Origin of the sequence: Streptomyces sp. NPDC048349, assembly GCF_040651925.1 — a bacterium.
In the GTDB taxonomy this organism is placed as follows: domain Bacteria; phylum Actinomycetota; class Actinomycetes; order Streptomycetales; family Streptomycetaceae; genus Streptomyces.
The window spans coordinates 45,865-68,184 of the sequence record NZ_JBEZLA010000010.1 but is presented as its reverse complement, the minus strand read 5'-3'; the positions used below and the strand labels follow the sequence as shown (position 1 = coordinate 68,184).

At 70.0% G+C, this 22,320-nt stretch carries 24 protein-coding genes and 1 pseudogene; 15 read left to right on the top strand and 10 right to left on the bottom strand.

All coding sequences use genetic code 11. The annotated features are described in order from the left end of the window. Nucleotides 1–85: 85 nt before the first annotated feature. The gene (locus tag AB0D44_RS08520) at nucleotides 86–589 is read left to right on the top strand and encodes a hypothetical protein (RefSeq protein ID WP_362586400.1); all 504 of its coding nucleotides are present in this window, start codon (nucleotides 86–88) and stop codon (nucleotides 587–589) included. Nucleotides 590–935: 346 nt separating this feature from the next. Further along, nucleotides 936–1,427, top strand: a complete 492-nt coding sequence (locus AB0D44_RS08515; protein WP_362586397.1) for a hypothetical protein — start codon at nucleotides 936–938, stop codon at nucleotides 1,425–1,427. Nucleotides 1,428–1,554: 127 nt separating this feature from the next. Here AB0D44_RS08515 and AB0D44_RS08510 read toward each other — a convergent pair whose 3' ends face one another. Continuing rightward, a complete protein-coding gene (locus AB0D44_RS08510) occupies nucleotides 1,555–2,028 on the bottom strand; it encodes a DUF6069 family protein (protein WP_362586394.1) in 474 nt (157 codons plus the stop codon). Nucleotides 2,029–2,300: 272 nt separating this feature from the next. Beyond that, a complete protein-coding gene (locus tag AB0D44_RS08505) occupies nucleotides 2,301–2,990 on the bottom strand; it encodes a TetR/AcrR family transcriptional regulator (RefSeq protein ID WP_362586391.1) in 690 nt (229 codons plus the stop codon). A 116-nt stretch (nucleotides 2,991–3,106) separates the two neighbouring features. On the opposite strand from AB0D44_RS08505, the gene AB0D44_RS08500 reads away from it, so the two are divergent. Then, on the top strand, nucleotides 3,107–3,817 hold the full coding sequence (locus AB0D44_RS08500; protein ID WP_362586388.1) for a DUF4386 domain-containing protein: 711 nt from the start codon (nucleotides 3,107–3,109) through the stop codon (nucleotides 3,815–3,817). 151 nt (nucleotides 3,818–3,968) lie between these two features. Here the strand turns inward: AB0D44_RS08500 and AB0D44_RS08495 are convergent, their stop codons facing one another. Then, on the bottom strand, nucleotides 3,969–4,451 hold the full coding sequence (locus AB0D44_RS08495; RefSeq protein ID WP_362586385.1) for a VTT domain-containing protein: 483 nt from the start codon (nucleotides 4,449–4,451) through the stop codon (nucleotides 3,969–3,971). 510 nt (nucleotides 4,452–4,961) lie between these two features. Here AB0D44_RS08495 and AB0D44_RS08490 point away from each other — a divergent pair. The 3 genes from AB0D44_RS08490 (at nucleotide 4,962) to AB0D44_RS08480 (ending at nucleotide 6,875) form a co-directional block, all read left to right on the top strand. Then, nucleotides 4,962–5,645, top strand: coding sequence for a maleylpyruvate isomerase N-terminal domain-containing protein (locus tag AB0D44_RS08490; protein WP_362586382.1), 684 nt, complete (start codon nucleotides 4,962–4,964; stop codon nucleotides 5,643–5,645). A 95-nt stretch (nucleotides 5,646–5,740) separates the two neighbouring features. Beyond that, nucleotides 5,741–6,145: a type II toxin-antitoxin system PemK/MazF family toxin gene (locus tag AB0D44_RS08485; protein ID WP_362586379.1), complete on the top strand. Its 405-nt coding sequence runs from the start codon at nucleotides 5,741–5,743 to the stop codon at nucleotides 6,143–6,145. Nucleotides 6,146–6,434: 289 nt separating this feature from the next. Further along, a complete protein-coding gene (locus AB0D44_RS08480; RefSeq protein ID WP_362586377.1) occupies nucleotides 6,435–6,875 on the top strand; it encodes a GNAT family N-acetyltransferase in 441 nt (146 codons plus the stop codon). A gap of 143 nt (nucleotides 6,876–7,018) precedes the next feature. On the opposite strand, the gene AB0D44_RS08475 is transcribed toward AB0D44_RS08480, so the two are convergent. From AB0D44_RS08475 to AB0D44_RS08460, 4 genes and pseudogenes are all read right to left on the bottom strand, one after another. Beyond that, entirely contained in the window at nucleotides 7,019–7,687 is a 669-nt protein-coding gene (locus AB0D44_RS08475) for a class I SAM-dependent methyltransferase (RefSeq protein ID WP_362586374.1), read from the bottom strand. Nucleotides 7,688–7,722: 35 nt separating this feature from the next. Then, complete coding sequence (locus AB0D44_RS08470) at nucleotides 7,723–8,487, bottom strand: MOSC N-terminal beta barrel domain-containing protein (RefSeq protein WP_362586371.1); 765 nt, start codon at nucleotides 8,485–8,487, stop codon at nucleotides 7,723–7,725. 91 nt (nucleotides 8,488–8,578) lie between these two features. Continuing rightward, complete coding sequence (locus AB0D44_RS08465) at nucleotides 8,579–9,352, bottom strand: maleylpyruvate isomerase family mycothiol-dependent enzyme (RefSeq protein WP_362586368.1); 774 nt, start codon at nucleotides 9,350–9,352, stop codon at nucleotides 8,579–8,581. Between the two features lie 128 nt (nucleotides 9,353–9,480). After that, nucleotides 9,481–10,706, bottom strand: a pseudogene (locus AB0D44_RS08460) (FAD-dependent oxidoreductase). Between the two features lie 219 nt (nucleotides 10,707–10,925). On the opposite strand from AB0D44_RS08460, the gene AB0D44_RS08455 reads away from it, so the two are divergent. Beyond that, complete coding sequence (locus AB0D44_RS08455; protein WP_362586365.1) at nucleotides 10,926–11,570, top strand: TetR/AcrR family transcriptional regulator; 645 nt, start codon at nucleotides 10,926–10,928, stop codon at nucleotides 11,568–11,570. A 240-nt stretch (nucleotides 11,571–11,810) separates the two neighbouring features. Here AB0D44_RS08455 and AB0D44_RS08450 read toward each other — a convergent pair whose 3' ends face one another. Beyond that, nucleotides 11,811–12,944 carry a GDSL-type esterase/lipase family protein gene (locus AB0D44_RS08450; protein ID WP_362586363.1) on the bottom strand — a complete coding sequence of 378 codons (1,134 nt, stop codon included), beginning with the start codon at nucleotides 12,942–12,944 and terminating at the stop codon, nucleotides 11,811–11,813. Nucleotides 12,945–13,113: 169 nt separating this feature from the next. Between AB0D44_RS08450 and AB0D44_RS08445 the strand changes: the two genes are divergently transcribed. From AB0D44_RS08445 to AB0D44_RS08410, 8 genes are all read left to right on the top strand, one after another. Beyond that, on the top strand, nucleotides 13,114–13,605 hold the full coding sequence (locus AB0D44_RS08445; protein ID WP_362586360.1) for a MarR family transcriptional regulator: 492 nt from the start codon (nucleotides 13,114–13,116) through the stop codon (nucleotides 13,603–13,605). Nucleotides 13,606–13,681: 76 nt separating this feature from the next. After that, complete coding sequence (locus tag AB0D44_RS08440) at nucleotides 13,682–14,188, top strand: DinB family protein (protein ID WP_362586357.1); 507 nt, start codon at nucleotides 13,682–13,684, stop codon at nucleotides 14,186–14,188. 137 nt (nucleotides 14,189–14,325) lie between these two features. Next, entirely contained in the window at nucleotides 14,326–15,078 is a 753-nt protein-coding gene (locus AB0D44_RS08435; protein WP_362586354.1) for a class I SAM-dependent methyltransferase, read from the top strand. A gap of 200 nt (nucleotides 15,079–15,278) precedes the next feature. After that, entirely contained in the window at nucleotides 15,279–16,370 is a 1,092-nt protein-coding gene (locus tag AB0D44_RS08430; RefSeq protein WP_362586351.1) for a polyprenyl synthetase family protein, read from the top strand. Nucleotides 16,371–16,679: 309 nt separating this feature from the next. After that, nucleotides 16,680–17,498, top strand: coding sequence for an alpha/beta hydrolase (locus AB0D44_RS08425; protein WP_362586348.1), 819 nt, complete (start codon nucleotides 16,680–16,682; stop codon nucleotides 17,496–17,498). Nucleotides 17,499–17,654: 156 nt separating this feature from the next. Next, on the top strand, nucleotides 17,655–18,254 hold the full coding sequence (locus AB0D44_RS08420) for a DUF4328 domain-containing protein (RefSeq protein ID WP_362586346.1): 600 nt from the start codon (nucleotides 17,655–17,657) through the stop codon (nucleotides 18,252–18,254). Between the two features lie 83 nt (nucleotides 18,255–18,337). Then, nucleotides 18,338–19,114, top strand: coding sequence for a sporulation protein (locus AB0D44_RS08415; RefSeq protein WP_362586343.1), 777 nt, complete (start codon nucleotides 18,338–18,340; stop codon nucleotides 19,112–19,114). Between the two features lie 247 nt (nucleotides 19,115–19,361). Continuing rightward, on the top strand, nucleotides 19,362–19,823 hold the full coding sequence (locus tag AB0D44_RS08410) for a DUF6228 family protein (RefSeq protein WP_362586341.1): 462 nt from the start codon (nucleotides 19,362–19,364) through the stop codon (nucleotides 19,821–19,823). A 113-nt stretch (nucleotides 19,824–19,936) separates the two neighbouring features. Here AB0D44_RS08410 and AB0D44_RS08405 read toward each other — a convergent pair whose 3' ends face one another. After that, nucleotides 19,937–20,812 carry a hypothetical protein gene (locus AB0D44_RS08405; protein ID WP_362586338.1) on the bottom strand — a complete coding sequence of 292 codons (876 nt, stop codon included), beginning with the start codon at nucleotides 20,810–20,812 and terminating at the stop codon, nucleotides 19,937–19,939. Between the two features lie 216 nt (nucleotides 20,813–21,028). Beyond that, the gene (locus AB0D44_RS08400) at nucleotides 21,029–22,201 is read right to left on the bottom strand and encodes a pentapeptide repeat-containing protein (protein WP_362586335.1); all 1,173 of its coding nucleotides are present in this window, start codon (nucleotides 22,199–22,201) and stop codon (nucleotides 21,029–21,031) included. Between the last annotated feature and the right edge of the window lie 119 nt (nucleotides 22,202–22,320).

Here is a 22,320-nt window from a genome sequence, read left to right as displayed (position 1 = left end):
GTCCACGAGCGGAGCGGCGCAGCTTCGCGCCGCAGCTCGCGGACCCGGCACGGGCCAGGGCGAGCACGCTCCAGAGGAAGCCGCCGTGTCCGCCGATCTCGCACCCGTCATAGCCGCCGGCGCCCGCTGGCTACTGACCGCCTTCCCACCCGCCCCGGGAGCGTTCGGCCAGGCCCTGGCCGAGGCCCAGGCCCGCCAGGCCGTCACCCTTGCCGCCGCCCTGCGGTACCCGACACCGCTCGACGCTCAGCTCCTGCACCTCCTCGGCCCGGGCGGAAGCGCCCGGCTGGACTGGATGACCGGCGCCGATCACGGCGGCGACGCCGACGCCGGCTGGCGGACCTGGGTGGACGAGACCCTCGTCAGCTGGGCCGCCTGCTTCCTCGCGGCGCCCTCCCTCGCCCTGGACGCCCACCGCCTCGTCGATGGCGGCCAGGCTGGCGAGGTCACCCGTCTCACCCGCCCCGGCGATCACGAACACGCGGCCGCGCCCTTGCTGCGGCACCCCGACCTGCTCGAACCGGTCGCCGCTCTGCACCGGGAACTGCTGCTGGACCGGCTCGACAACGAGAACGCCGCTCTGGGATAGGGGCGGGCTTCACCCCAGCAGGTCAAAGCGGGCAGAGCCACCGCCTGCGAGGTGACCGAGAAGAGCGGCTGGGCGAGTCTGCTCGGCCACCCGGCACTCTCCCGGTCCGGAACGATGGCCTGAGCGGCGCATTCATCGATACGGCAGGTTCCGCAACGTGTCTCGCAACCGCGTCACCGGGATCCCCCCGTCCTCCCCCCCCCGGCCTGCTCCCCACCGGCGACCACTCTTGACCCCGCCGCCGGCGGCCGGATGAAGCAGAGCCGGGCTTCCTCCCCCGGACGGGGGAGGAAGCCGGTCGGAACGGAGGACGCGGCCCGGCCGATGCTCACCGCAGGATGAACCCATGCCCCGATCCCGATCCCCCAAGAAGCACCTCGCCGCAGCCCTCACCGCCTGCCTCGGCGCCCTCGCCTATACCGTCAGCAAGGTGCACCTGGCGAGGCAGGGCGAGTTGGGCATGCCGGGCTTCCCCGCACCGCCGGAGGCGTACGCCGCCGTTGCCAACGTCGAGACCGCCCAACTGGCCAACGCAGCCCTCGGCCTGCTGATGGCCGTCGTTGCGCTGTTCCTCGTCCGCCTGCCGGGGACCCCGCTGGTCCGCTGGCCGGTGCTCGTCGTCTCCTGGGCGGGCATCGCGATGGTGGGAGCGGGCGTTCTCGGCTTCGGCGCCCGCGCGGCGGGCCTGGCACCGAGCCTGGGTGACGCCCCTCCCCACATGCCCACCGCGCTCGCGGCATTGCTTGTCGGAGCCGTGTGGGTGACGGCTTGGACCATCGCCACGGTCTGCGCCACGCGCCGCAGCCGCAGGCGGTACGCCACCAGCGCCAATCCGTGAGGCCCGGAGTCACCGGCCAGCGCGCCGGGTCGGCAGCGGGCCTACACCTGCGGAACTGCAAACAGCGCCGTTGGACCATGCGCCGGCGAGCCGCGCGTACCTGTCGACGTGAGTCCCGGCGGGGTGGTCAGCGCGTGGAGGGGCGCGCCAGACGGTGGCGGCGGTTCAGCTCCAGGGTGGCGACCACCATCACCCCGAGGGTGATGTGCATCAAGGCCAGGGCGGCAACGGTCCCGCCATCGGCGTCGGATGACAGAGGGCCGGCGACCGACAACAGGGCGAGGCCTCCACCCACGTACTGCGCGATCCGCAGGAAGGCCAGTCTCCACAAGGACAGCAACAGGGCAGCACCCGTCCCGACGACCAAGGGAACGACTGAGGCGCCGATGACGCCCCCGACCGCGATCGGATGCTCTTCGCCACCGTCGACGACGACGAGCGAGGCATCGCCCAGCTTGGCGATGGCGAGGATGAGCAGGTTGACGACGACCGCGCCGACCGCCCCGATGACCAGTGCCTTCCACCAGGTGAGGCCGAGGCGGTGGAGCGGGAATGCGTCAGGCCCAGCGGGGCCGGAGTTGTGAACGGTACTGCTCGACATGGGGCTTCTCCAATGTGTGAGGGGCCGCGCCGCCCCCGGCCGGCGACGGTGCGTACGGGTAACCCTCCAATCTGAACCACACTTGAGGTCAAGAGCCGGCTGTCGCCATGCGGCTCGGGGGTCAAGGCGCCTGACGGGGTGGGGGACCGTGGGTCGGACGCGTCCCGCGGGGCGTCCGGTGGCGCATGGGCCGCGGAGATGCGCCGCCTGCGGACCCAGCGCCAAACCGGCGGGTGCCGCGCGCCGGCGGTCCGGGACGGCGGCAGACCGCATCACCTGCCCGAGGTCCAGCCTTGCCGCCGGAGCCGTTCGAAGCCGTCCAGGAGGAGGTCCAGGGCGAACTCGAACTCGAACTGGTCGTCACAGCCTCCGCCGACGACGGAGTCCCCTTCGTGGGCCACCGCCGCGGCCAGCTCCGTCACGTAGGGGTAGAGACCCGTGGCCTCGGGGGGCGTGGTCGTGCTGGCGTCCGGGGCGGGGCCCGGCGTGGCGTCGAAGAGTTCCTGGGCGAAACCCAGCATGCGGCTGCCCAGGGCGTGCATCACGTGATGCGTCAGATCGACCGAGAAGCCGCCGGTGCGGAACATCCCGATCACCGAGTCCATGTAGGCGAGCACGACCGGCGTGGGGCTGGTCCGCGATTGGATCACCTGGGCGGCCCAGGAGTGCGCAAGGAGGGCGCGCCGCGCCGAGAGGATCCGCTGCCGGACCGCGCTCTTCCAGTCCGCGCCGGGAGCCGGAGGGTCGATCCCGCCGACGACGACGTCCACCATGCCGTTGAGGAGTTGCTCCTTGTTGGCGACGTGCTTGTACAGCGCCATAGGCACCACACCCAGCTCCTGCGCGAGCTTGCGCATGCTGAGCGCTTCGATCCCGATGTCGTCGGCGAGCGCGACGGCGGCAGCCAGCACCCGATCCCTGCTGAGAGGGGCCCGGCGTCCCGTGTCCGTCTTTTCCGCCATTTCGCTTCAACTCCCCGTGATCAGCCGTGGACCGCATCCAGCCTTGACGAGTGTACGACGTACACCTAAGGTGGCGAGCGGTGTACGCCGTACACCAGCACATGGGGAGGGTCCCGATGGACTCAGCTAGAAAAATCGCCGTCGTCGCGGGTGCGTTCTTCCTGTTGACGGAAGTCAGCGCGATCGCCGGGCTCGCGCTGTACGGCCCCGTTCTCGAGGGCGGGGACTACGTGGCCGGCTCCGGCGCCGACACCCGGGTGTTCCTGGGGGCGTTGTGCGAGCTCGTCCTGGCGACGGCCGTCATCGGCACCGGGGTCACCCTGTTTCCGGTCGTCAAGAAGCGGAATGAAGGGGCCGCACTGGGCTACGTCTGCGCCCGCCTCCTCGAAGCGGCCGTCATCCTCGTCGGCGCTGTCAGCCTCCTGTCGGTGGTGACCTTGCGGAGGAGCTTCGCGGACACTTCTCATGGTGCGGGCGGTGACGCGGCGTCCCTCGTCACGGCCGGCGATGCCCTGGTCGCGATCCACGAATGGACCTTCCTCCTCGGGCCGAACTTCATCCTGGGCGCGAACACGCTCGTCCTGGCGGGGTTGATGTACCGCTCGGACCTCGTACCGCGGTACATCGCCGTACTGGGCCTGGTCGGGGGCTCGTTGATCTGCGTTTCGGCGACGGCCGTGATGTTCGGCCTGTACGAGCAGGTTTCCGTGGCGGGCTCGCTCGCCGCACTCCCCGTGTTCGCCTGGGAGGTGTCGCTCGCGTTCAGGCTGATCACCAAGGGGTTCAAGCCTTCTCCCGCGAACTCCATTCTCGGGGAAGCCGCTTGAGCCGAGATGCGGATCGTACGGGCTCCGGACCCCAGCCGGGAGGACTCCCGGGTCGGGCGGTCGGAGCGGCATGAACCCGGTGAGCCCGTCCTCGGAGGCCAGTTCCCTCAGCCGGTCGGTCTCCGTGGACGCGGCGAGCGGCCGGCGGGACTCACGATTCCTCGGCCACGGCCTCACCGCAGGACTGGGCCGCCCTTCTTCTGCGGTACATCACCACCCCGCACACCGCGAGGAGCAGGACCGCCACCGCGGACACCCCGAGGGCCGTCTGCTCGGCGAAGAGCCTTCCCAGCACTTCGAGCACCCCGAGGCCCGCGGTCGCGTAGATCAGCGCCCAGGCCGCTCCGCCCACGAGCAAGGCAGGGAGGTAGCGCCGCAACGGCATGCGCATGCTGCCCGCGAGGAAGTTGGCGGCGGTCTGGAAACCGACCGTCAAGAAGGAGACGGCCACCACCGGGGCGCCCCACCGCTGGATCGCCCGCTCGGCGTGCCGGAACTTCGTCGACGAGATCCGCTCGGCGAACCTGCTGCGCCGGGCACCGGCGCCGGCGAGCCACCCGACGGCGAACGTCCCTCCGGCTCGGAGCAGGACGATGACATACAGGGCTCCGGCCGTCAGCGCGATCTTATCCACGACGCCTCGTCCCGATCCCAGGGCAGGAACCCGGGACGCCCCTCACCCGCATGGGCGTCCCGCCCCAGTGGGCGCACGATGCGCACGAGCCCCGGTCACCGTCTCTCACTTGCGCCTCTCCTCTGCCCGTCCCGCTTGGGTTGCCACCTGCGGCACGGAAGCCCCGAACCCTGCACGACCACATGCCAGGCAAGGTAACCCTAACCGAACGCGCAAACGGGGTATAGGGCACCGGGTTGCCTGGACGACGGGCGCCCGTGAGCTCGCCCACTGATTCAGGGCTGGGCCGGCCGCCGGCAGAGGCTGCCGATCCCGGGTAGCAGCTCACACCGCTGACTCCAAGGACCGTCTTGACGATCTTTCTCCGGGTGGACGCAACCTGCACCCCACCAGAGCGCGTGTCGGCAGAGGAAGAAGCAAGCAAGACGTTGCCCGTCGTGGCCGTGCGGAGCGGACCGGCGGGACGGCGAAATGAGCGCGGGACGACGAACGGACGGAAGGCGACGCAGCATGGATCACGACAAGGTGCTCGAAGCGTTTCAGCTGGAATGCGGGGCCCTCGGCGACGCCGTGGCCGGACTCTCCGAGGCCGAGTGGAACCTTCCGACGCGCTGCACTCCCTGGACCGTACGCGACCTGCTGGGGCACGTATGCGTGGTGATCGACTGGCTTCCGGTCATGCTGGACGCGCCGGCGCCCGGCGAGGCGGAGACCTCCGCGGTGGAGTACTACCGCCCGGACGACCGCTTCTCACCGCAGACCAACGGCAAGCGGATCACCTTGGCCCAGGACCGTGCGGCGGGGCCGGCCGACGGCGCTGCCTTCGCCGAGGACTTCGCCGCGACGTGGCGGCGGGTCGACCGGCTGTGCCGGGTCCAGCCGGCCGGTCGGACCGTGTGGACACGCCATGGCGACGCCATGCTCCTGTCGGAGTTCCTCCTCACCCGCGTCGTGGAAGTCGCCGTGCACGGCCTGGACCTGGCCGACGCACTCGGACGAGAAGCCTGGCTCACCCCGGCCGCCGGTGACGCCGTGACGGAGCTGCTCCTCGGCCCGGAGCACACCGCGGCGGCCCGTGAACTGGAGTGGAGCCGTCCCCACTTCCTGCGCAAGGCCACCGGCCGAGAGCCGCTGAACGAAGCGGAGGCCGCACAGGTCGAACAGCTCGGCATCCGCTGGCTCGCCCTGGGCTGACTCCGCCCCTGCCGGTGGTCCCGCGAGGCCGGGAATGACCGATACTCGGACGCAGGATGCGTGCGTCCACCCTCTGTCCCGTATCAGGAGGACTTGTGCAACGTGGCGAGGTCTGGTGGGTCGAGTTCGACGAGCGGAGGCTGGCCGTGCTCCTGTCGGGAGACGGCCCGTCCGGGATCCGGGTGGTGCAGGTCGTCGCCCCGGCGGGTGTCGACGTCAGCGGTCTGGGCGTCGAAGTGGCCGTGGGCACCGTGGAGGGACTGCCCTTTGACGGTGTGCTGCGGTTCGCGTTCCCGCGGCCGGGCCTTACCCCCTGCACGTGGCTGACCACCGTGTCCCGGGACGACCTGATCGAGCCGGCAGGCGTCCTGCCCTCCGCGAAGCTCAGCGAGATCGAGGATGCCATCCGGCTCGCCGAACAGGCGCAGGAGTGGACCCCCTCGGCGGCCGCGAAGCTGAGCGAGATGCGAGACGCCCTGCGTCTCGGCGGCCGCGGGTAGCGGGGGTAGCGGGTAGCGGGTAGTGGGTAGCGGAGATCGTCGTGAGTTCTTCGTGGTACCGGACGACACGTCAGGGAGCCTTGCCCTCCCGACCGCGCCTTGCCCTGCGGGCCACAGTCGGCCCGTCTGGTCGTGGCGGCCCGGCACCAGGACCTGCGGGCGGGTGAGAGTGCCGGTGATCGCGCCGTGCCGGTGACGCCTTCGGCGGTGTCCCGTTTTCTGATCTCGGTCCTTCTCCGCACCTGAATTCGAACGCGGGAACAGTGGCCCGGGTGTCACACTCTGCGGCATGACACATGATCACACCAGTGGGACGTTGACGGTCGGCCAGCACGACACGGAGCTGAACGAACGCCTGTCCCGGGGCCTGGACGAGGTCAACTTTCCGGCGACCGGAACCACTGCCGCCGACCAAGGTTCCCTGTCCGTGAAGTATGTCGATGACGCCGGCGAGCTCATCGGAGGACTGACCGCTTGGACCTGGGGCGGGCTCCTCGGGATCGAAATGCTCTGGATCCGTGAGACGAGCCGCGGGGACGGGTGGGGATCGAAGCTCCTGACGGCTGCGGAGGAAGAGGCGCGGCAACGTGGCTGCGACCGCGCCTGTGTGTCGTCCTTCACGTTTCAGGCCCCGGGTTTCTACCAGCGTCACGGGTATGTCGAGACCGGGCGGACACGGGGAATTCCCGGTGGAGCCGAGGACGTCCACATGTTCAAGCAGCTGGCATAGGCAGGCCGGAACAGGGCACGGGCAGGGCGTAAATCGAGGGATCGCAGCGCCTCTCGGGCATCGGTCGATCACTCAGCGCGGCCGCGTCACAGAAGGTGAACCAGGACTCGAGAGGGAACTGCGGCTCGCGCTTGGAACCCCGTTCACGCCGGCACGGTCTGGGTGACGCGCCACAGCCTGCGAGGGAGGCCGCCCTCCTCGAAGGCGTGAACCTCCTCAAGGCTCCAGTCCTCGGCCAGGGCGTCGACCAGGTCGCGGGAGAAGAAGTGGACGGCGAAGCCGCCGTGCTCCCAGATGTCGTCCCCGTATCCGGTACCGGCCCGGTAATGGGCGTCTCCGGTGTGGCGCACGGTGTAGACGAAGGCGCCGCCCGGTCGCAGCACGCGGCGGACTTCTGCGATCAGGGCGTGGATCTCCTTTGTGGACAGTGCCATGCACAGCAGCATGTGCGCGAAGACCGCGTCCACCGAGGCGTCCGCGAGCGGAAGCGGCTCGCGCACGTCTTGGATCGCCGTCGTGACCTTCTCGACGACCTCGTGCGCGACGGCTGCCTCACGCAGCTGCTCCAAACCGACCGGGCTGAAGTCGGTGGCCAGCACGGAAAAACCCTCGCGGGCGAAGTAGAGCGCGTCGCGACCGTGCCCGGCGCCCAGCTCCAGCACCGTGTGTGCACCGGCGGCCCGGAACACCGCGGCGGCATGGACCGCGGGCGCGGACGGCTCCTCGCCGTACATGCCGGGATGCTCGCCATAGGTCTGCTGCCAGTGCTCACGCTGCGCCGTGGCCAGCTCCTCCGGCCCGTCTTCCGACACGATCACGTCCCTCCTGAGCCCGTTCCCCACCCCCGTCACATGAGGGCAACAGCGTCCCCGGCAGTCACCGGGCCGGGTGCCACCACTGTGGCCAGGGCGTCCAACCGGGCGTGATGGGCCTTCGCGATGACCCGCAGCACCAGGGGGGAATGCGGCAGATCCTGCTGGGCCTCGTTGGTCATGACACACCGCTCGCTGGAGCGCACGAACTCCACGCACAGGGCAGTCCCGATCCACGCCTTGCATCCGAACCACTCGTCTTCGACGAACGGAGGGGTACCCGGTGGGGTCCGTACCAGGAGGTTCGGCCGGAAGCGGCGCTCGTCGACCGGTACGCCGGGAACGGCTGCGCGCACCCAGTCGAGGGTGGCAGTGGTGAGGATGCTGAGAGGGAGCTGGTCGAAGTGGGAGATCGCTTGCTCCCGTGCCAGTTCGACGTCGGGTCGGTCGAGGTATCGGCGAAGGTACGCTGTCGGATCCGCAACCTTCGCACCGCGCGGATCCAGCAGTTCGGGCTGCTCCGCCCCGTCCGGGTACCGGGAGCGCAGCTGCAGCAGACCGGGCATCCGGCGGAACCTCCGGGTGTTCTTCCCCGAGCCGAACTTGCCCTTGCTGTCGCGCACCGCGAACAGGCGGTCGCCGACGAGGCCGCGGGGGTCAACGTCTGCTTGTTCCAGGAGTTCACCTCCCGTCGACTTGATCGGATAGCGCCATATGCGCTCGACCGTTCCTAGTTGTCTGCCATTCCTTCTGGCTTTGGCTCCGTCCTTGTCGTACATGTGTGGCTGCGAATGCTCCATGGCCCCAGTCTGCATCGGCCATGCCGGCCACCGAGCCCAGGGTGCAGCCCACGGACCCCGGTCCGGGAGTTCGAACGAGCCTCGGCGCGCTCTACGCGTTCGGGTCCCAGTCTGCAAGCTGCTCCATCGGCTCGGTGTTGCCGGTGGTCTGCAGGCCGTCGAGCGGGACGCGGTCGTAGAAGTAGAGGACCAGTTCGCTCGCTGCGCCCCGCATCGCCATGTCGCCCGGCTCCGCGTCGGCGGCGAGGTCGTCGCAGCGGACGCCGTCGGCGTTGAGGGTCAGGCGCCAGGAGCGGCCTTCGGTCGTGTGCAGGTCGATGGTCGCCGGCTTGAACGGCCAGGGGACGGTCGTCGCGGAGACGGTCGTCAGGAACTCGTCGACGCCCTCGACCGCGACGTCCGTCGGCAGCGGCTGTGCGGCCCCCTGGGTGAGCTGGACGTCGTAGGTGTGGACGGCGATCTCCTGGATCTGGTGCCGGGCCACGGCTCCGCTGGTCTGCGGGGCTTGCGAGCGGCCCCACCAGGTCCAGCAGCCGCGGTCAGGGCCGGCCTCGCGCATCGCGTCGAGCATGAGCCCGGTCGACTCGGCGAGCCAGGCGTCCAGGGCTTCGCGGTCGCGGGGCGCGGTCGGGGCGCCCTTCGGGTCCGTCTTCGCCGGGGGCTCAGCGCCCGGGCCCGCCGCGACGATGGCGGCCTGGCGGCGGCGGCCGTCGCCGAGGTGCTGCGCCAGTTCGCGCAGCGTCCAGTCCGGGCAGGTCGGGACCTGGACGTCAAGGTCGCGGGCGGACGCCATCGCGGCGCGGAACGCGGCCGAACGGTCTTCGATCAGCCGCAGGACCTCGGGAAACTCCAAGATTTTTTGCACGTCGGTTGTGTATCACGGCGCTCCGGCCGCCGGGTAGCGGATTTGTCGGACGAACGCGTCGACGGCCGGGCGGGTGAACGGTCAGCGCACTGGGCAGTACGGCGGCGAACCGGGTCCTCCTCCCCCGGCTACCGCTGGGAGGTGCCCCCAGACCCGGTCCGCGCGGCGGCGACCGGCGGCGTGTCGCGGCCGGCTCGGAGCAGCTGCTCCCGTATGCCACCTCCCGAGATGTTGTGCAGGCTGTACGACCCGGGCTTGCCCGCCTCGTCCGCCAGGTGCTTGACGGTGCCCTTGCACACGAACTCCTTGAGCTTCGCGCCGGGTCGGCCGGCGATGTGGAACCACAGCGCGACGTCGTTCTTGTGGGCGAACTGGAACATGCCGGCGCCTCGGCCCACGCTGATGCACTGACCTGCGAACACCTGATTGAGGGTGGCGGGCTGCTCGCCTTCGATCCGGCTGAGCACCGTGTCGGCGGCCCGTGCGCCCTGGGGCATCGCTGCCTGGCAGCTCATGCGCGCCGGCAGGCCCGACGGCGCGGCCGAGTCGCCGGCCGCGATCACGCGTACGTCGTCCACGCTGGTCAGGGTCTCGTCCGTGAGGAGCCGGCCCAGGGCGTCGGTGCTCAGCCCGCTGCGAGCAGCCAGGTCCGGCACGCCGAATCCGGCGGTCCAGATGGTCACCTCGCTGGGCAGAGTGCGGCCGCTGCCGAGCCGGACGGCGTCACGGGTCACCTCGGTCACCTTCGTGTCGGGGCCGTCGAGCACGGTCACACCGAGCCCGGTCAGCCGCTTGGTGATCGAGCGCCGGCCGCGCGGGTGCAGGTACGGGCCGAGGACCCCGCCGCAGATCAGGGTCACCGCGCGGCCGGCCTCCGCAGCTCGGCGGCCGTCTCGATGCCCGTCGGCCCGGCGCCGACCACCGTCACCGCGGCCGTCGCGGGGGCTGCGTCGAGGACCGGCCGCAGCCGCTGCGCGTCCTCCAGGGTGGCGATCGGGTAGGCGAACTCGGCCGCCCCGGTCACGCTCGGGTCGGCGCTGCCGCTGCCCACCGCGTAGATCAGGTAGTCGTAGCCGACCGTGCCGCCCGATGCCAGGGCCACGCTGCGCCCGTCCGCGTCGATCCGGGTCACGGTGTCGACCACCAGCCGGACGTCGTGGTCCAGGACCTCTCTGTAATCGACGACCGCGTCGTCGGTCCCGCCCACCAGCTGGTGCAGACGGATCCGCTCCACGAAGTGCCGGCGCGGATTGATCAGCGTCACGGTCACGTCGGCGCGCTGCGTCAGGCGGTTGGCTGCCATGACTCCGGCGTACCCGCCGCCGATCACGACCACTTCGGTGTTCTCGTTCATGGTGCGTCCTTCGCTTCAAGGGTTTCGGCGTCAAGACACCGACGACCCGGTTCCTGTGACGGGTGTGGCTGACGGGTGTGGCTGTGGAACTGTGCGCAACGAGCGCGTTTTCATTCCGGTGCAGTCACTGCACTCGTGTGCAGCGACTGCATGAAGATATACTCATTGACTGAGGGGGCGTCAAGGTCCCGTCCACCCACCGATCAGGAGCGACCCGCGATGACCCGTGACGAGCCAACCCGCCGCGGTGGCCGCGAAGCGCAGCGCCGTCGGACCCGCAAGGCGATCGTCGACGCGGCGGTGCGGCTGTGCGCGGGCGGAGCGACGCCGTCCATCGACGAGATCGCGGCCGCTGCCGACGTGTCGCGGCGCACGGTCTACGCGTACTTCCCGAGCCTCGACCACCTGCTGATCGACGCGACCGCCGGCGCTCTCAACGAGCCCCCGGTCGAGGAAGCGTTGAACGACCCCGCGATCGCAGACGACCCGGCCGGCCGGGTGGACGCCCTCATAAGGACGCTGTTGAAGTACTCACCGCAGTCGCTACCCCTTGGCCGTCGGCTGATCCGCCTGACCGTCGATCAGCCCGTGGCCGGCGCCGAGGAACCGGTCGGCCCGCGCCGCGGCCCGCGCCGGATCGAGTGGCTGGAGCAGGCCTGCGCACCGCTCCGCGACACCCTGGGCAAGGAGTCGTTCGACCGCTTGATCTCGGCCCTGACCATCGTGGTGGGCTGGGAAGCGCAGATCGCCCTGCGTGACGTCCGGGGCCTTGATCCGCAAGCCGAAGAAGAGGCCATCACCTGGGCCGCACGCGCTCTGGTGGAAGCAGCGATCAGGGAACACGAAGCGGACGGCCGCCCGTGAGATGACGCCGCCTCGCCTGCCGGTCGGCTCTGACAGGGGCCCTGGACAGGAAGCAGGCCTGGGTGACGGGCAACGACGCCTGCCGACACCCGGCACCGGCCTCACGCATCCGCAGGCCGGCTCTTGCCGGTGACTCGCCTCGGGGCCGGCGTCGCCGAACGGTCCGGCCGAAGGATTGCGACACGGACCCATCCGCTGCGCGGGGGCTCAACCGCCGACCAGAACCCCGAGCACCGGGTGTCACAGGCGCACGTGCGCGAGGTCGACGGCGGCGGCCATCGCGTGTGCGCCCGCGTCGTTGAGGTGGAGGTGGTCGCCGCTGTCGAGGTCGGCGCGGATGGCGTCCGGGGCGTCGGGGTCCTGGACGGCCGCGGCGATGTCGACGACGGCCTCGAAGACGGTGGAGGTGCGGATCCACGCGTTGACCTCGCGCCGGACCGCGCGGCCTTCAGGGGTGTCGATGCCCGGGTAGACGGTTCCGGCGTACGGGCCCATCGTCATGCCGATGGCTGCCAGTCCTGCCGAACGCGCGCGGTCGGCAAGCTCGGTGAAGCCCGCGATCAGGTCCTCGGCGCGCGCCGGGGGCTCGCCGACCATGCCCGGCAGGCCCACGTCGTTGAGGCCGAAGTGGAAGAGCACGTGGGTGACGCCCGGTACCTGGAGGACGTCGCGTTCGAAGCGGGCCAGGCCGCGCAGGCCGACCTCGTCGGTCAGCAGGCGATTGCCGCCGATGCCCTGGTTGACGACCCAGCCGCGGTCGAGCCGCCGGTTCAGCTGGTTGGGGAAGCGCTGGTTGGTGCCGGTGGAGGTGCCGACACCCTCGAACCACGAGTCGCCGAACGCGACCGCAATCGCGGTGTTCTCGGGGGCGAGAACGTCGACGCCGACGACGTAGTAGCGGCCGTCGATCTCCTCGGCGCCCGTGAAATCCGCCGAGAGCGCGTCGCCGGGCAGCACGTAGGCGTTCTGCGACGGGGTGTGGGAGTACGTCGCGAGGCCGGTGTCCTCGGGCAGTCGCAGGGTCAACGCCAAGTCGGTCCCGGCTGACACCGCAAGGGCGACCGGGTCGCTCTGCAGCCGCTCGCCGACCGGAATGACCACCTCGGTTGCGCCGCCGAAACGCAACGCGGTGTCGGTGGCCGGGTCGACGGCGCTGCCGCTGGTGCGGACGGCAAGCCGCGCCGCGGCGATGACCAGCGGCTCCTTGCCGTACTCGTTGCTGAGGATCACGCGCAGTGCCTCGCCGCCGCCGTCGAGGTGCAGGATCTGGCGCAGCGTCTGATCGTTGAAGCCGCGGGAGGGCTTGATCTGGAGGGCCTCGTGGGGGCTGAGGACGGCGGAACGGAAGCCTGCGACCCAGGCGGTCGTCGTCATGAGGATGAACTCCCTGTCGTGGTACGGGTTGCGAGGTCGGTCGGCGTCCGATGACCGACGCCGTTTTTAGTTGCTGTGAGGAATATCCCCGCAGCAAGTAGTTTCTACCGCCTAGATGTTCCGCACGTCAACTATCCTCATGTCAAACATCTGGGGTTAGAATGAGGGCATGGACCCCGATGTCTTCGACGACCCCCGCCTGACCGCGGCCGGCCTGCTCTTCGAGGCCCACGACGGCCTGATCGCGCGGCTGGCACCGACCTTGGAGAAGGCAGGCATGTCCTCTCTGGACTTCAGCGCCCTCACTCGGTTGAGCCGCTCCCCCGAGGGCCGCTTGCGGATGACCGACCTGGCCGCCCAGTCGCTGCTGTCGACCAGTGGCGTCACGCGGGTGGTGGACCGCCTGCAGCGCGGCGGCCTCGTACGCCGCGAGGCAAGCCCGGACGACCGGCGCAGCACCTATGCCGTCCTCACCCCCGAAGGCGCAGACCGGCTCCGCGGGGTACTGGCCGACCACCTCGAAGAGATCGAGCGCTGGTTCACCGGCCTCTTCACCCCTGAACAACTGCGCGACCTGGTCGTGGGCCTGCGGACGCTCCGCGATGCCGTCCACCCCAACGCTGCGAAGAACACCGACCCACCGCCCACCGCCGGGGAATGAGACCCCTCGCCCGGAGGACCAGGGCACGCCGAAAATGCCTCGACATCGGTTGCGGTGATCGGGGACGCTTCGCGCGATGACCAGAATCGACGACACCCCGCCCTCGTGGGACGAGCGCACCCAGCTCACCACTTTTCTCGACTACACACGTGACACCGCCCGCGCCAAGTGCGCGGGCGTGTCTGCGGAGAACGCCCGCAAGGCGCTCCTGCCGGGATCACCGCTGATGACGATGAGCGGGGTGATCAACCACCTCCGCTGGGTCGAGTACTACTGGTTCCAGGTGGTCTTCCTCGGCGAGGAAGACCACGGCCCCTGGACCGAGGAGGACCCCGACCGCGAGATGCGGATCGCCGTCGACTTCCCGCTCACTCAGCTGCTCGACGAATACGCCGAACAGAGCTGCCGCTACCGCGAGCTGGTCGCCGGGAGCGGCCTGGACGCCCAGGCCAAGCGAGCCGTCCGCGACGGCCTCCATGTCGACCTGCGCTGGATCCTCCTTCACCTCACCGAGGAGACAGCCCGGCACAACGGCCACTTGGACATCCTGCGCGAGATGCTCGACGGCACGACGGGCGGCTAGGTCGTCCCTTTCGGATCTTGCTCCCCCAGCTACCGCTGGGAGGTGCCGCCCCCAGACCCGCCCCGCACCATGGGATGGGAGCAGGTGGAGGTAAATGCGTCGACAGCCTCCCTCGGCACCGTGCAAGGTGGCTGCCCATGACGAGCAGTGAGCTGTGGACCCGTGCGACCGCTGACCGCTACGACGCCGAGGAGGTCCAGATGTCTTCGGCGGCCGTCCTCGAACCGACTCTTGCCTTCCTCGCCGAGCTCGCCGGAGACGGTCCGGCACTGGAGTTCGCCATCGGGACCGGACGCGTGGGCGTCCCGCTCCGCGAACGCGGCGTGCCGCTCGTGGGCATCGAACTGTCCGAGCACATGGCCGCGGTGCTGCGGCACAAGGTCGACGGCCACACGCTCCCGGTAGTCATCGGGGACATGGCCACCACCGTGGTTCCCGGCGAGTTCACCCTGGTCTATCTCGTCTACAACACCATCACGAACCTGCTCACGCAGGACGAGCAGGTCGAGTGTTTCCGCAACGCCGCACGCCATCTGGCGCCCGGCGGCCGGTTCGTCATCGAGCTGGGCGTGCCGCCGCTGCGGTTCCTGCCGCCCGGCCAGGTCGCGGTGCCGTTCGACGTCTCCGAGCAGCATCTCGGGTTCGACACCTTTGACCTCGTCGAGCAGATTCTCGTCTCGCACCACTTCACCCGCGACGGCGACGGCAGCGACGACGACGGCCGCTATCGCCGCAGCAAGTCCCGGCACCGCTACGCCTGGCCGGCAGAGCTCGACCTGATGGCACGGATCGCTGGGCTCGAGCTGGAACGTCGCGTCGCGGACTGGGACGGGTCGCCGTTCACCCAGGACTCCGCGAAGCACGTATCCGTGTGGCGCAAGCCGGCCTGAGGTCGGCCGCCGGCCGTCGACGTAGGCGGTGCCTGTCTTGGCACCCTACCGGTGTACGGAGTACTCAGCCTGGGGGCACTGCCCGCGGGAGGGGCTGGCTGATGCGGCGGCGGGAGGTCGTGGTCCCATGGGTTCCGAGCCCGACGGGCACCGGTCTTCGGCGAGCCCCATCCCCCTCTCGTTGCATTGGAGTTTCCTGCGTGACTGGTACAGCTGCCCTCGCGGAGCAGATCCGGACCCGCCTGGCCGGGTACGAGAGCCGGTTCGGGAGGCTCTGCGAGGAGTACTTCGCCGGTCTGGCGGCCACATTGGAGGCTCCGCGGTTCAGCAGGTTCACGCCTGAGTGCGTGGATCTGGTGAGGGACCTGTCCCTGCGCGGCGGCAAGCGGACGCGCGCGGCGTTTGTGTTCGAAGCCGCCCGGCTGGTCACCACCGAGCCTGTGGAGGGCCTGGATGCGGCGGCGCTGAGCATCGAGCTGCTGCAGACCCATGGCCTGATCCACGACGACATCATCGACGACAGCGCCACCCGCCGGGGCGGACCCTCCACCTACTACGCCTACCGCAGCCGCTTCCCCGGCCAGCCCAAGACGGCCTTGGGGCTGGCCGTGCTCGCGGGTGACCTCGCCTTGGGTCTGTGCCTGCAGGTCCTCCTGGATTCCACCGCGTCCCTGCCGGTGCGCCAGGCCATGGTCGAGACACAGCTCAAGGCGGCTACGGCTTCCTTCGTTGGTCAAATAGCCGACATCGAACGGGACTTCATTGCCGTCCCCTCCCAGGACGTCCTCGACGACGTCGCCGAGTACAAGTCCGCGCGCTACTCCGCGCTCGCGCCCTTGCAGCTGGGGCTGATCGCCGCCGGCCAGGACCCGGCCCCCTTCGAGAAGGAACTGAGCCGCTACGCGCGGCTCATCGGCATCGGCGGGCAGATGTGCGACGACTACCTGGACCTGTTCGGTGACGCGACGGCCATGGGTAAACCGACGGGAGGTGACATACGCGAAGGACGCCGCAACTACACCGTCAGCGCCATCCTGCGAGCCGCGTCCGGGGCTGAGCGGGCCCTGGTGGAGGCCGTGCTCGGCGATGAAGCCTGCACCCAGGACAGGATCGACACCATCCGCGACATCGCCGTGCGGCTCGGAGTCCAGCAGAAACTGCGGGCCGACGTGCAGCACTACGCCCAGCTGGCCAGCGCTGAGGCCGCCACCTGGCGTTCGCGCTGGCGGGACGAGGCGGTCGCGTTCTTCGAGCTTCTCCCCGTGTGGAGCGCGCAACGCATCATGCGCTGATCGGAGAGCGGCAGGCCGCTCAGGCCCTGCACTGCCGGGCCGGTGCCCCGGCCATGGCTACGTCATAGGAGCCCAGGGCCTGACCGGCGGGGGCCCCCGCCGCCTCCCGGCACGCGGACCAGTGGCACGAACATACCCTGCACACCTCGTGATCTTGTCGTTCCGTACAAGATCGTCCCGGAGCGCGCCGGCTGTACCCTGCGGGTGGAGCCTCGAGCTCCGAACTGCCCGCGGTGCCGCGAGAGTTCACCGCCCAGGCGACGCCTGGCAGGGCACCGGTCACGGCGGCGGCGACATGGGGGAAGCAGCATGTTCACGGTGGTCTCGACCGACGGTACGGCCCTGGCCTGCGAGCAGCACGGGGAAACAGGGCCGGCGCTGATTCTCGTGGGCGGTACGTTGATGACCCGGGCACGACACACGCCCCTCGCCTCGCTGCTGTCCCGGGACTTCACCGTCTACCACTACGACCGCAGAGGACGCGGCGACAGCGGGGACCATCCGCACTACGAGGTGCAGCGCGAGATCGACGACCTGGACTCCCTGATCGAGCACGCGGGTGGGCCGGTGCTCCTCTTCGGCATGTCCTCCGGAGCCGTTCTGGCCTTGGAGGCCGTGGCCAGGGGCAGCGCAGTCTCTGCCCTCGCCCTGTACGAACCGCCGTTCGTCGTCGACGGGACCCGTGCGCCCTTGCCACCCGACTACGCCGACCGCATCAAGGCCCTCGTCGCGAGAGGGGATACCGCAGGAGCCCTCGCCTACTTCCTGACGTATGGGCTGGCCATGCATCCGGCAGCCGTCGACGGCATGCGGCAGCACACGGGTAGATGGGCCGCGTGGGAGGCCGCTGCCCGCACCCTGCCCTATGACGGCCTGCTCATGGCCGACTTCATGGACGGACGCCCGCTGCCCAGTGATCGCTGGGCTGGTGTGACCATTCCGGTCCTGGTCGGACACGGCGCCGCGGGTGAGACCTACATGGCCAACGCGGCGAAGGAACTCGCCTCCCACGGGAGCAACTACACCCTTCACTCCTTCCCCGGCCAGAACCACGACGTCGACCCGCACGCCCTCGCACCCGTGCTCACCACGTTCTTCACCACGGCGCGGGCGACGGTGCAGAGCTAGGGCCTGGGGTCCGACCGTTCCCACCAAGGTCCGGACCGACCGTGTCCCGCGGGACGCCAACCCTTTGGACGCCCCGTGGGAACGCACCTACCATGCCGATGATCACCGCCGCCGTGACGAACCACGGCGGCGTCACCGTATCCCGGGGGAACATTCATGGACGCGTACAACGTGCCGGTCGGCCCGGCCGCCGTGCGGGGGCCCCGCTACAGATTCCGCAACCCGAACGGACCGGCGCTCGTCGTCCAATCACTGATCGCCACCTCAGCCCTGACCGACGTGTACGTCATCGCGACCGGCGGCAAGGACTCGCCCTGGCTCGCAGAGGACATGGTCCCCCTCCCGGCCGCGCTCCAGGTGTTGTGCTGGGCCTCGTTCCTCGTCTGGTTCCACCGCGTCCGCTGCAACGCCGAGGTCCTCGCCCCGGGCAGCCACAAGTACGCCCCCGGCTTCGCCGTCGGCTCCTGGATCATCCCACTCGCCATGTGGTGGCTGCCGCGCCGCATCACCCTCGACATCCACCGGGCCGGCGGCCCGCCCCGCGACGCCTGGCTGATCAACGCCTGGTGGTTCGTCTGGCTCCTCGACGGGCCGCTCTCGGTCGCCTTCCACCTCCTGGTCCTCGACCAGACGGACTACCGCAACCCGGTCGACGAGAGCCTCAACATCCTCTGCGCGATCCTCGCCATCGCGGTCGTCCGCCGGGTGACCGCAGCGCAACCGGCCGGCCCCCTGCCGTACTTCAACATGACCTGAGCCCCGAGGCCGTCTCTTCCGGATCGTGTCCGCCGGCCGGAATACACGATCACCGGCCGGCCGATCTGGCTTAACCTGCCCGCATGGTCTTCAAACGTCTGCTGAGCAAGGGCGGCATACCGCTCGAAGTGAACACGATCATCCAGTCCGACCCGGCCCGCCCGGGCGGACTGCTCACCGGCGAGGTGGTGCTGCGCGCCCCGGAGCGCGCCGTGGAGCTGAAGGGCATCAATCTGACGCTCCTCTACAACCCGCCCCAGGTGCGCAAGGGCGGTGGCGAGGGCACGAAGGGCGACACGATCGACCACATCCACGCGAACGGGTACTTCACCCTCGCCAAGGGTGCGGAACGGCGGGTGCCCTTCGCGCACCGGCTCCGATGGGAGACCCCGGTGTCCGAGACCCGCGGCCGGAAGCTCAGCGGCATCGACCTGTTCCTGAACACCGGGGTAAGGATCGAAGGGAGCGACACCCAGAGGGACTTCGACCCGGTGCGCGTCACCACGCTCCCCCTGCACGAGGCCGTCCTCGACGGCTTCACCACTGCGGGTTACGACCACGACCGCGCGGCCGTCCACCAGCTCCACGTCCCCGACGTCGAATGGCACCTCTCCCTCCGGCAGACCTTCCTGCTCACCGGCCCGCGACCGCTGGAGCTGACCTTCCACACCAACGCGGTCGGCAGTGAGGTCTTCCTTCGCGAGGCCGACCGGCGCCACACCTCATGGGAGGACAAGCCGCCGGCCCTGCGCTTCGTCGCTGCCCACCACGAGGTCGGCCGCCTCGACTTCATCGAGGCGGTCCGGCGCTGGATCAGCGATCTCGACGCCGTAGGCCAGGCACAGGGCGCGGGCGTCTGACCGTAGCTCCGGTGGCACCAGCGCCAAGGGCGGCGGCGAGCTGAGGGTGCAGAAGGCCCGCCCGGGCGGGAGTCGACACCTTCGCCTCGATCTGATCGACTTCGGCCGCTCGACGCACTTCGGCCCCGGAGGAGGAGCCGGGGCCGGGGCCGGCGGTGATCGCTTCGGTGGGTGTTGCAGCGGCGGAGTTCGTACCTTCCCGGTACGCCGGAGAACCCAGTCCTGTGCCAGGCATAGGGTCGTTCCCATGAACGACTTCCGAAGCGACAACCCTGATGAGCAGCCCGGAGTTGCCGTCGTCTGCCGGGACAACGCGTCCGTGAGGGTGAGATTCGGCGGGCGGGAATCCTCGGACGGCTACTGCGTGCACTACGCGGTCGAGATCCAGGCACCAGGACTCAGTGCCCGCATCGACAGGGCCGTGGCGTGGGCCGGCGGCCACAGCGAGCTGGCACCGTTCCTGGATCAGCTGGCTGCCGACTTCGCCGGCTGGGACGGAGAGCGCTGCTGGGAAACCAACGACCGGGACCTGGTCGTGTCCGCGGTCTGCCGGTCGGGCGGGTACGTCGGCCTGACGTGGACCCTGCGGCCCTGGCGCAATGCCGCGCGTGGATGGAATGCGTCGGTGACCACATGGCTGGAAGCCGGAGAGCAGATGAGATCGCTGGCCGCCGACATCCGCCACTTCATCGACGGCCAGGCGAGCTGATCCCCCAACTCCCCGGCAGCAGCGGCTTTCTGTCACGGGGGGCTTCGGCAGGCCGCTCAAGTCCTCCTTCCAAGCCGGACTCGCCTCGGCGATGGTGCCGCAGCGTTCCGGCGTCAGGAGCCGTCGGCGGCCTTCCGCAGCTCGTACAGCTTTCCGGAATCCGGGTGACCCACGTGCTGGTAGAGCCAGGGCTTGCGGTCGGTACCGCCGACGCTCCACGCCGGCCAGGAACACCCCGGGACGCGGACGTGGACTTCCTGACTCCAGGCGTCCCTGCCGGGCTGGTAGGACCAGGTGCCGGAACCCGAACACCGCCGTGACGGGCCGCTGGGATGGTCGTCGGGATCGTGTTCGCCGACGCCGGAGGCCGTGACCCGGCCGTCCGACGTGAAGACCAGCGTTCCGGTCGTGTGGTCGACCCATGTGCCGGGCACGGTCGCGGGACCGATCGTCGGCGGCTCGTACGCGGGCAGCAGGCCAGTGGTGAGTCCGAGAGCGCCGACAAGGCCCGTTCCCGCCACCACCGCCGTGCCGCCAAGGGCCACTTGCCGGACCAGTCCCGGATGCCGGGGCCGGGCTACCAGGCCACCCACCGAGAGCGCGGCCGTGGCCACCGCGCCGAAGACGAGCACGGGCCGCACCTCCACGTGGTTGTACGCCGCGAAAGCCACGACGGGCGGCGCCACCAGGGCCGCCACCACCAGCGGCACCCACCACCACGCCTCGCGGCCGCCGATCCGGCGCCCGAGCAGGTCGGCCAACGCCACCGCCGGCAGTACGAAAACCACGGACAGCACGAGCGCGATCACGCCGACGATCACACCGAAGGAGAGCAGGCCCGCCACCAGGGCTGCATGGTCGACGGGAGTGTTCGGCGGCGGCTGCGTCCGGACGTACAACAGGACCACCACGACGGCGAGCGCGACCTCCAGGCAGCCCACCAGCACCGACACCAGCAGCATCCGGCCGTACAACCGCTTCTGATGCACCGTAACCCCCCCCTGGTGACACGGCGAAACGAATGCGTACGCCCCTGTGGGCGACGTACATCCAGTCTGCCAGCTGCACTGAACACGTTCAATTCATTCTTCGTGCCTCGCAGGCGAGCGCGCACCTCCGGGGCCGGCAGCCACGGCGGCCCGGCGGCATCGCCGCCTTCGTGGGCAGGGGCGGTGGGCGTCTCCAGGGCCTGGCATGCCGACGGGTCACGGGCGGAGGGACGGTGGCAGGCCCCGCACCTTCTTGAGTGTGGCGCCGCCGAGCTTGGTACCCGTGAGGTCTGCGCCCGTGAGATTCGCGCCGGTGAGATCGGCCTTGGACAGGTCCGCCTTGGCGAGGCGGGCCCGTGTGAGGTCGGCGTCGGTGAGGTCCGCCCCGGACAGGTCCGCGCCGGTCAAGTCCACTCCGGAGAGGTTTGCGCCGGTGAGGGCCGCGCCCCGGAGGGTGGCACACATGACCTCGCTCGTCGGCTCCTCAGTGCTTCCGACGCGAGAGAGGAACCGTTCCGAGCAGAGCGTCGCCTTCCTGAGATCCGCGCCTTCGAGGATGGCGCGGCTCAGGTCCGCGCCTGCGAAGATCACCCCTGCCACATCCGCGCATCCGATCTCCAGACGACAGAAGGAGGCATCGGCGAGGTCGGCGAAGGTGAAGTCTGTGTCGCGTAACCGTGCTTTCAGAAGAACCGTTCCGGTGAGGGTCGCATGCGAGAGATCTGCCCGGCCGAGGTCTGCCTCGTCCAGGCTGGCTTCGGCGAGATCTGCGGAGCTGAGCTTCGCATCACTCAGGTTCGCCCCTGTGAGAACCGCTCCCCGCAGGTGGAGGACCCGCGCTTCATAGGGATACGTGGGCTTCCAGCCCCGCAAGTCGGTGCGGCTCAGGTCCAGTTCCAGGCCTCCGTCGTGTTCGGGGCGCCGCCGGACCAGCACGTTCATGGCCGCATTGATGTCGGCGGCAGGTGGGGAGGACGTAGACAGCGGGGCGTGACGGCGGACGTAGGCGGAGAGCACGGAAACGACGGTGGCCTGATCGCGCGGAGAGTCGCTCATGATGCGTTCCAGCGCATAGATGCCGCCGAGTCGCACATCCACGGAGCCCGATCCCAGGTTGCCGATGGCCGCGTTGAAGCGGTTGGTGATCTGCCCTTCTTCGATGATCCGCAGTTCCTTGCCGGTCTGGCCGACCTGGAGCCAGGTGAAGAGCAGCGCGGCCACGGCAGCAAGCCCCGGCAGGCTTAAGACCAGCAGGGACAGGCGGGAAGACTGGCCGTTACCGGATACCCCCGTACCGGCGGCCCGGCGGCGCCGGTTTCTCAGGCGGCGCCGCGCGGCACGCCGATGCGCGTTTCGGCGGAGTCGGGCAAGGGCGGAGCTCCCGGTCATCTGATCATTGGGACACGCCAGGGCAGAAGGGGGCGGCCGCCACACCGCACCTCCCCCCTTTGGAGCCGCGGTGCGGTCGACACGGCGACCTGCGGAGCCTCACCGACCCACGACACGAG

Coding starts and splice junctions, on each gene's coding strand:
- AB0D44_RS08515 (WP_362586397.1), top strand. CDS start 936: ATGCCCCGATCCCGATCCCCCAAGAAGCACCTCGCCGCAGCCCTCACC.
- AB0D44_RS08510 (WP_362586394.1), bottom strand. CDS start 2,028: ATGTCGAGCAGTACCGTTCACAACTCCGGCCCCGCTGGGCCTGACGCA.
- AB0D44_RS08505 (WP_362586391.1), bottom strand. CDS start 2,990: ATGGCGGAAAAGACGGACACGGGACGCCGGGCCCCTCTCAGCAGGGAT.
- AB0D44_RS08500 (WP_362586388.1), top strand. CDS start 3,107: ATGGACTCAGCTAGAAAAATCGCCGTCGTCGCGGGTGCGTTCTTCCTG.
- AB0D44_RS08490 (WP_362586382.1), top strand. CDS start 4,962: ATGGATCACGACAAGGTGCTCGAAGCGTTTCAGCTGGAATGCGGGGCC.
- AB0D44_RS08480 (WP_362586377.1), top strand. CDS start 6,435: ATGACACATGATCACACCAGTGGGACGTTGACGGTCGGCCAGCACGAC.
- AB0D44_RS08470 (WP_362586371.1), bottom strand. CDS start 8,487: ATGGAGCATTCGCAGCCACACATGTACGACAAGGACGGAGCCAAAGCC.
- AB0D44_RS08455 (WP_362586365.1), top strand. CDS start 10,926: ATGACCCGTGACGAGCCAACCCGCCGCGGTGGCCGCGAAGCGCAGCGC.
- AB0D44_RS08450 (WP_362586363.1), bottom strand. CDS start 12,944: ATGACGACGACCGCCTGGGTCGCAGGCTTCCGTTCCGCCGTCCTCAGC.
- AB0D44_RS08445 (WP_362586360.1), top strand. CDS start 13,114: ATGGACCCCGATGTCTTCGACGACCCCCGCCTGACCGCGGCCGGCCTG.
- AB0D44_RS08440 (WP_362586357.1), top strand. CDS start 13,682: ATGACCAGAATCGACGACACCCCGCCCTCGTGGGACGAGCGCACCCAG.
- AB0D44_RS08435 (WP_362586354.1), top strand. CDS start 14,326: ATGACGAGCAGTGAGCTGTGGACCCGTGCGACCGCTGACCGCTACGAC.
- AB0D44_RS08425 (WP_362586348.1), top strand. CDS start 16,680: ATGTTCACGGTGGTCTCGACCGACGGTACGGCCCTGGCCTGCGAGCAG.
- AB0D44_RS08420 (WP_362586346.1), top strand. CDS start 17,655: ATGGACGCGTACAACGTGCCGGTCGGCCCGGCCGCCGTGCGGGGGCCC.
- AB0D44_RS08415 (WP_362586343.1), top strand. CDS start 18,338: ATGGTCTTCAAACGTCTGCTGAGCAAGGGCGGCATACCGCTCGAAGTG.
- AB0D44_RS08410 (WP_362586341.1), top strand. CDS start 19,362: ATGAACGACTTCCGAAGCGACAACCCTGATGAGCAGCCCGGAGTTGCC.
- AB0D44_RS08400 (WP_362586335.1), bottom strand. CDS start 22,201: ATGACCGGGAGCTCCGCCCTTGCCCGACTCCGCCGAAACGCGCATCGG.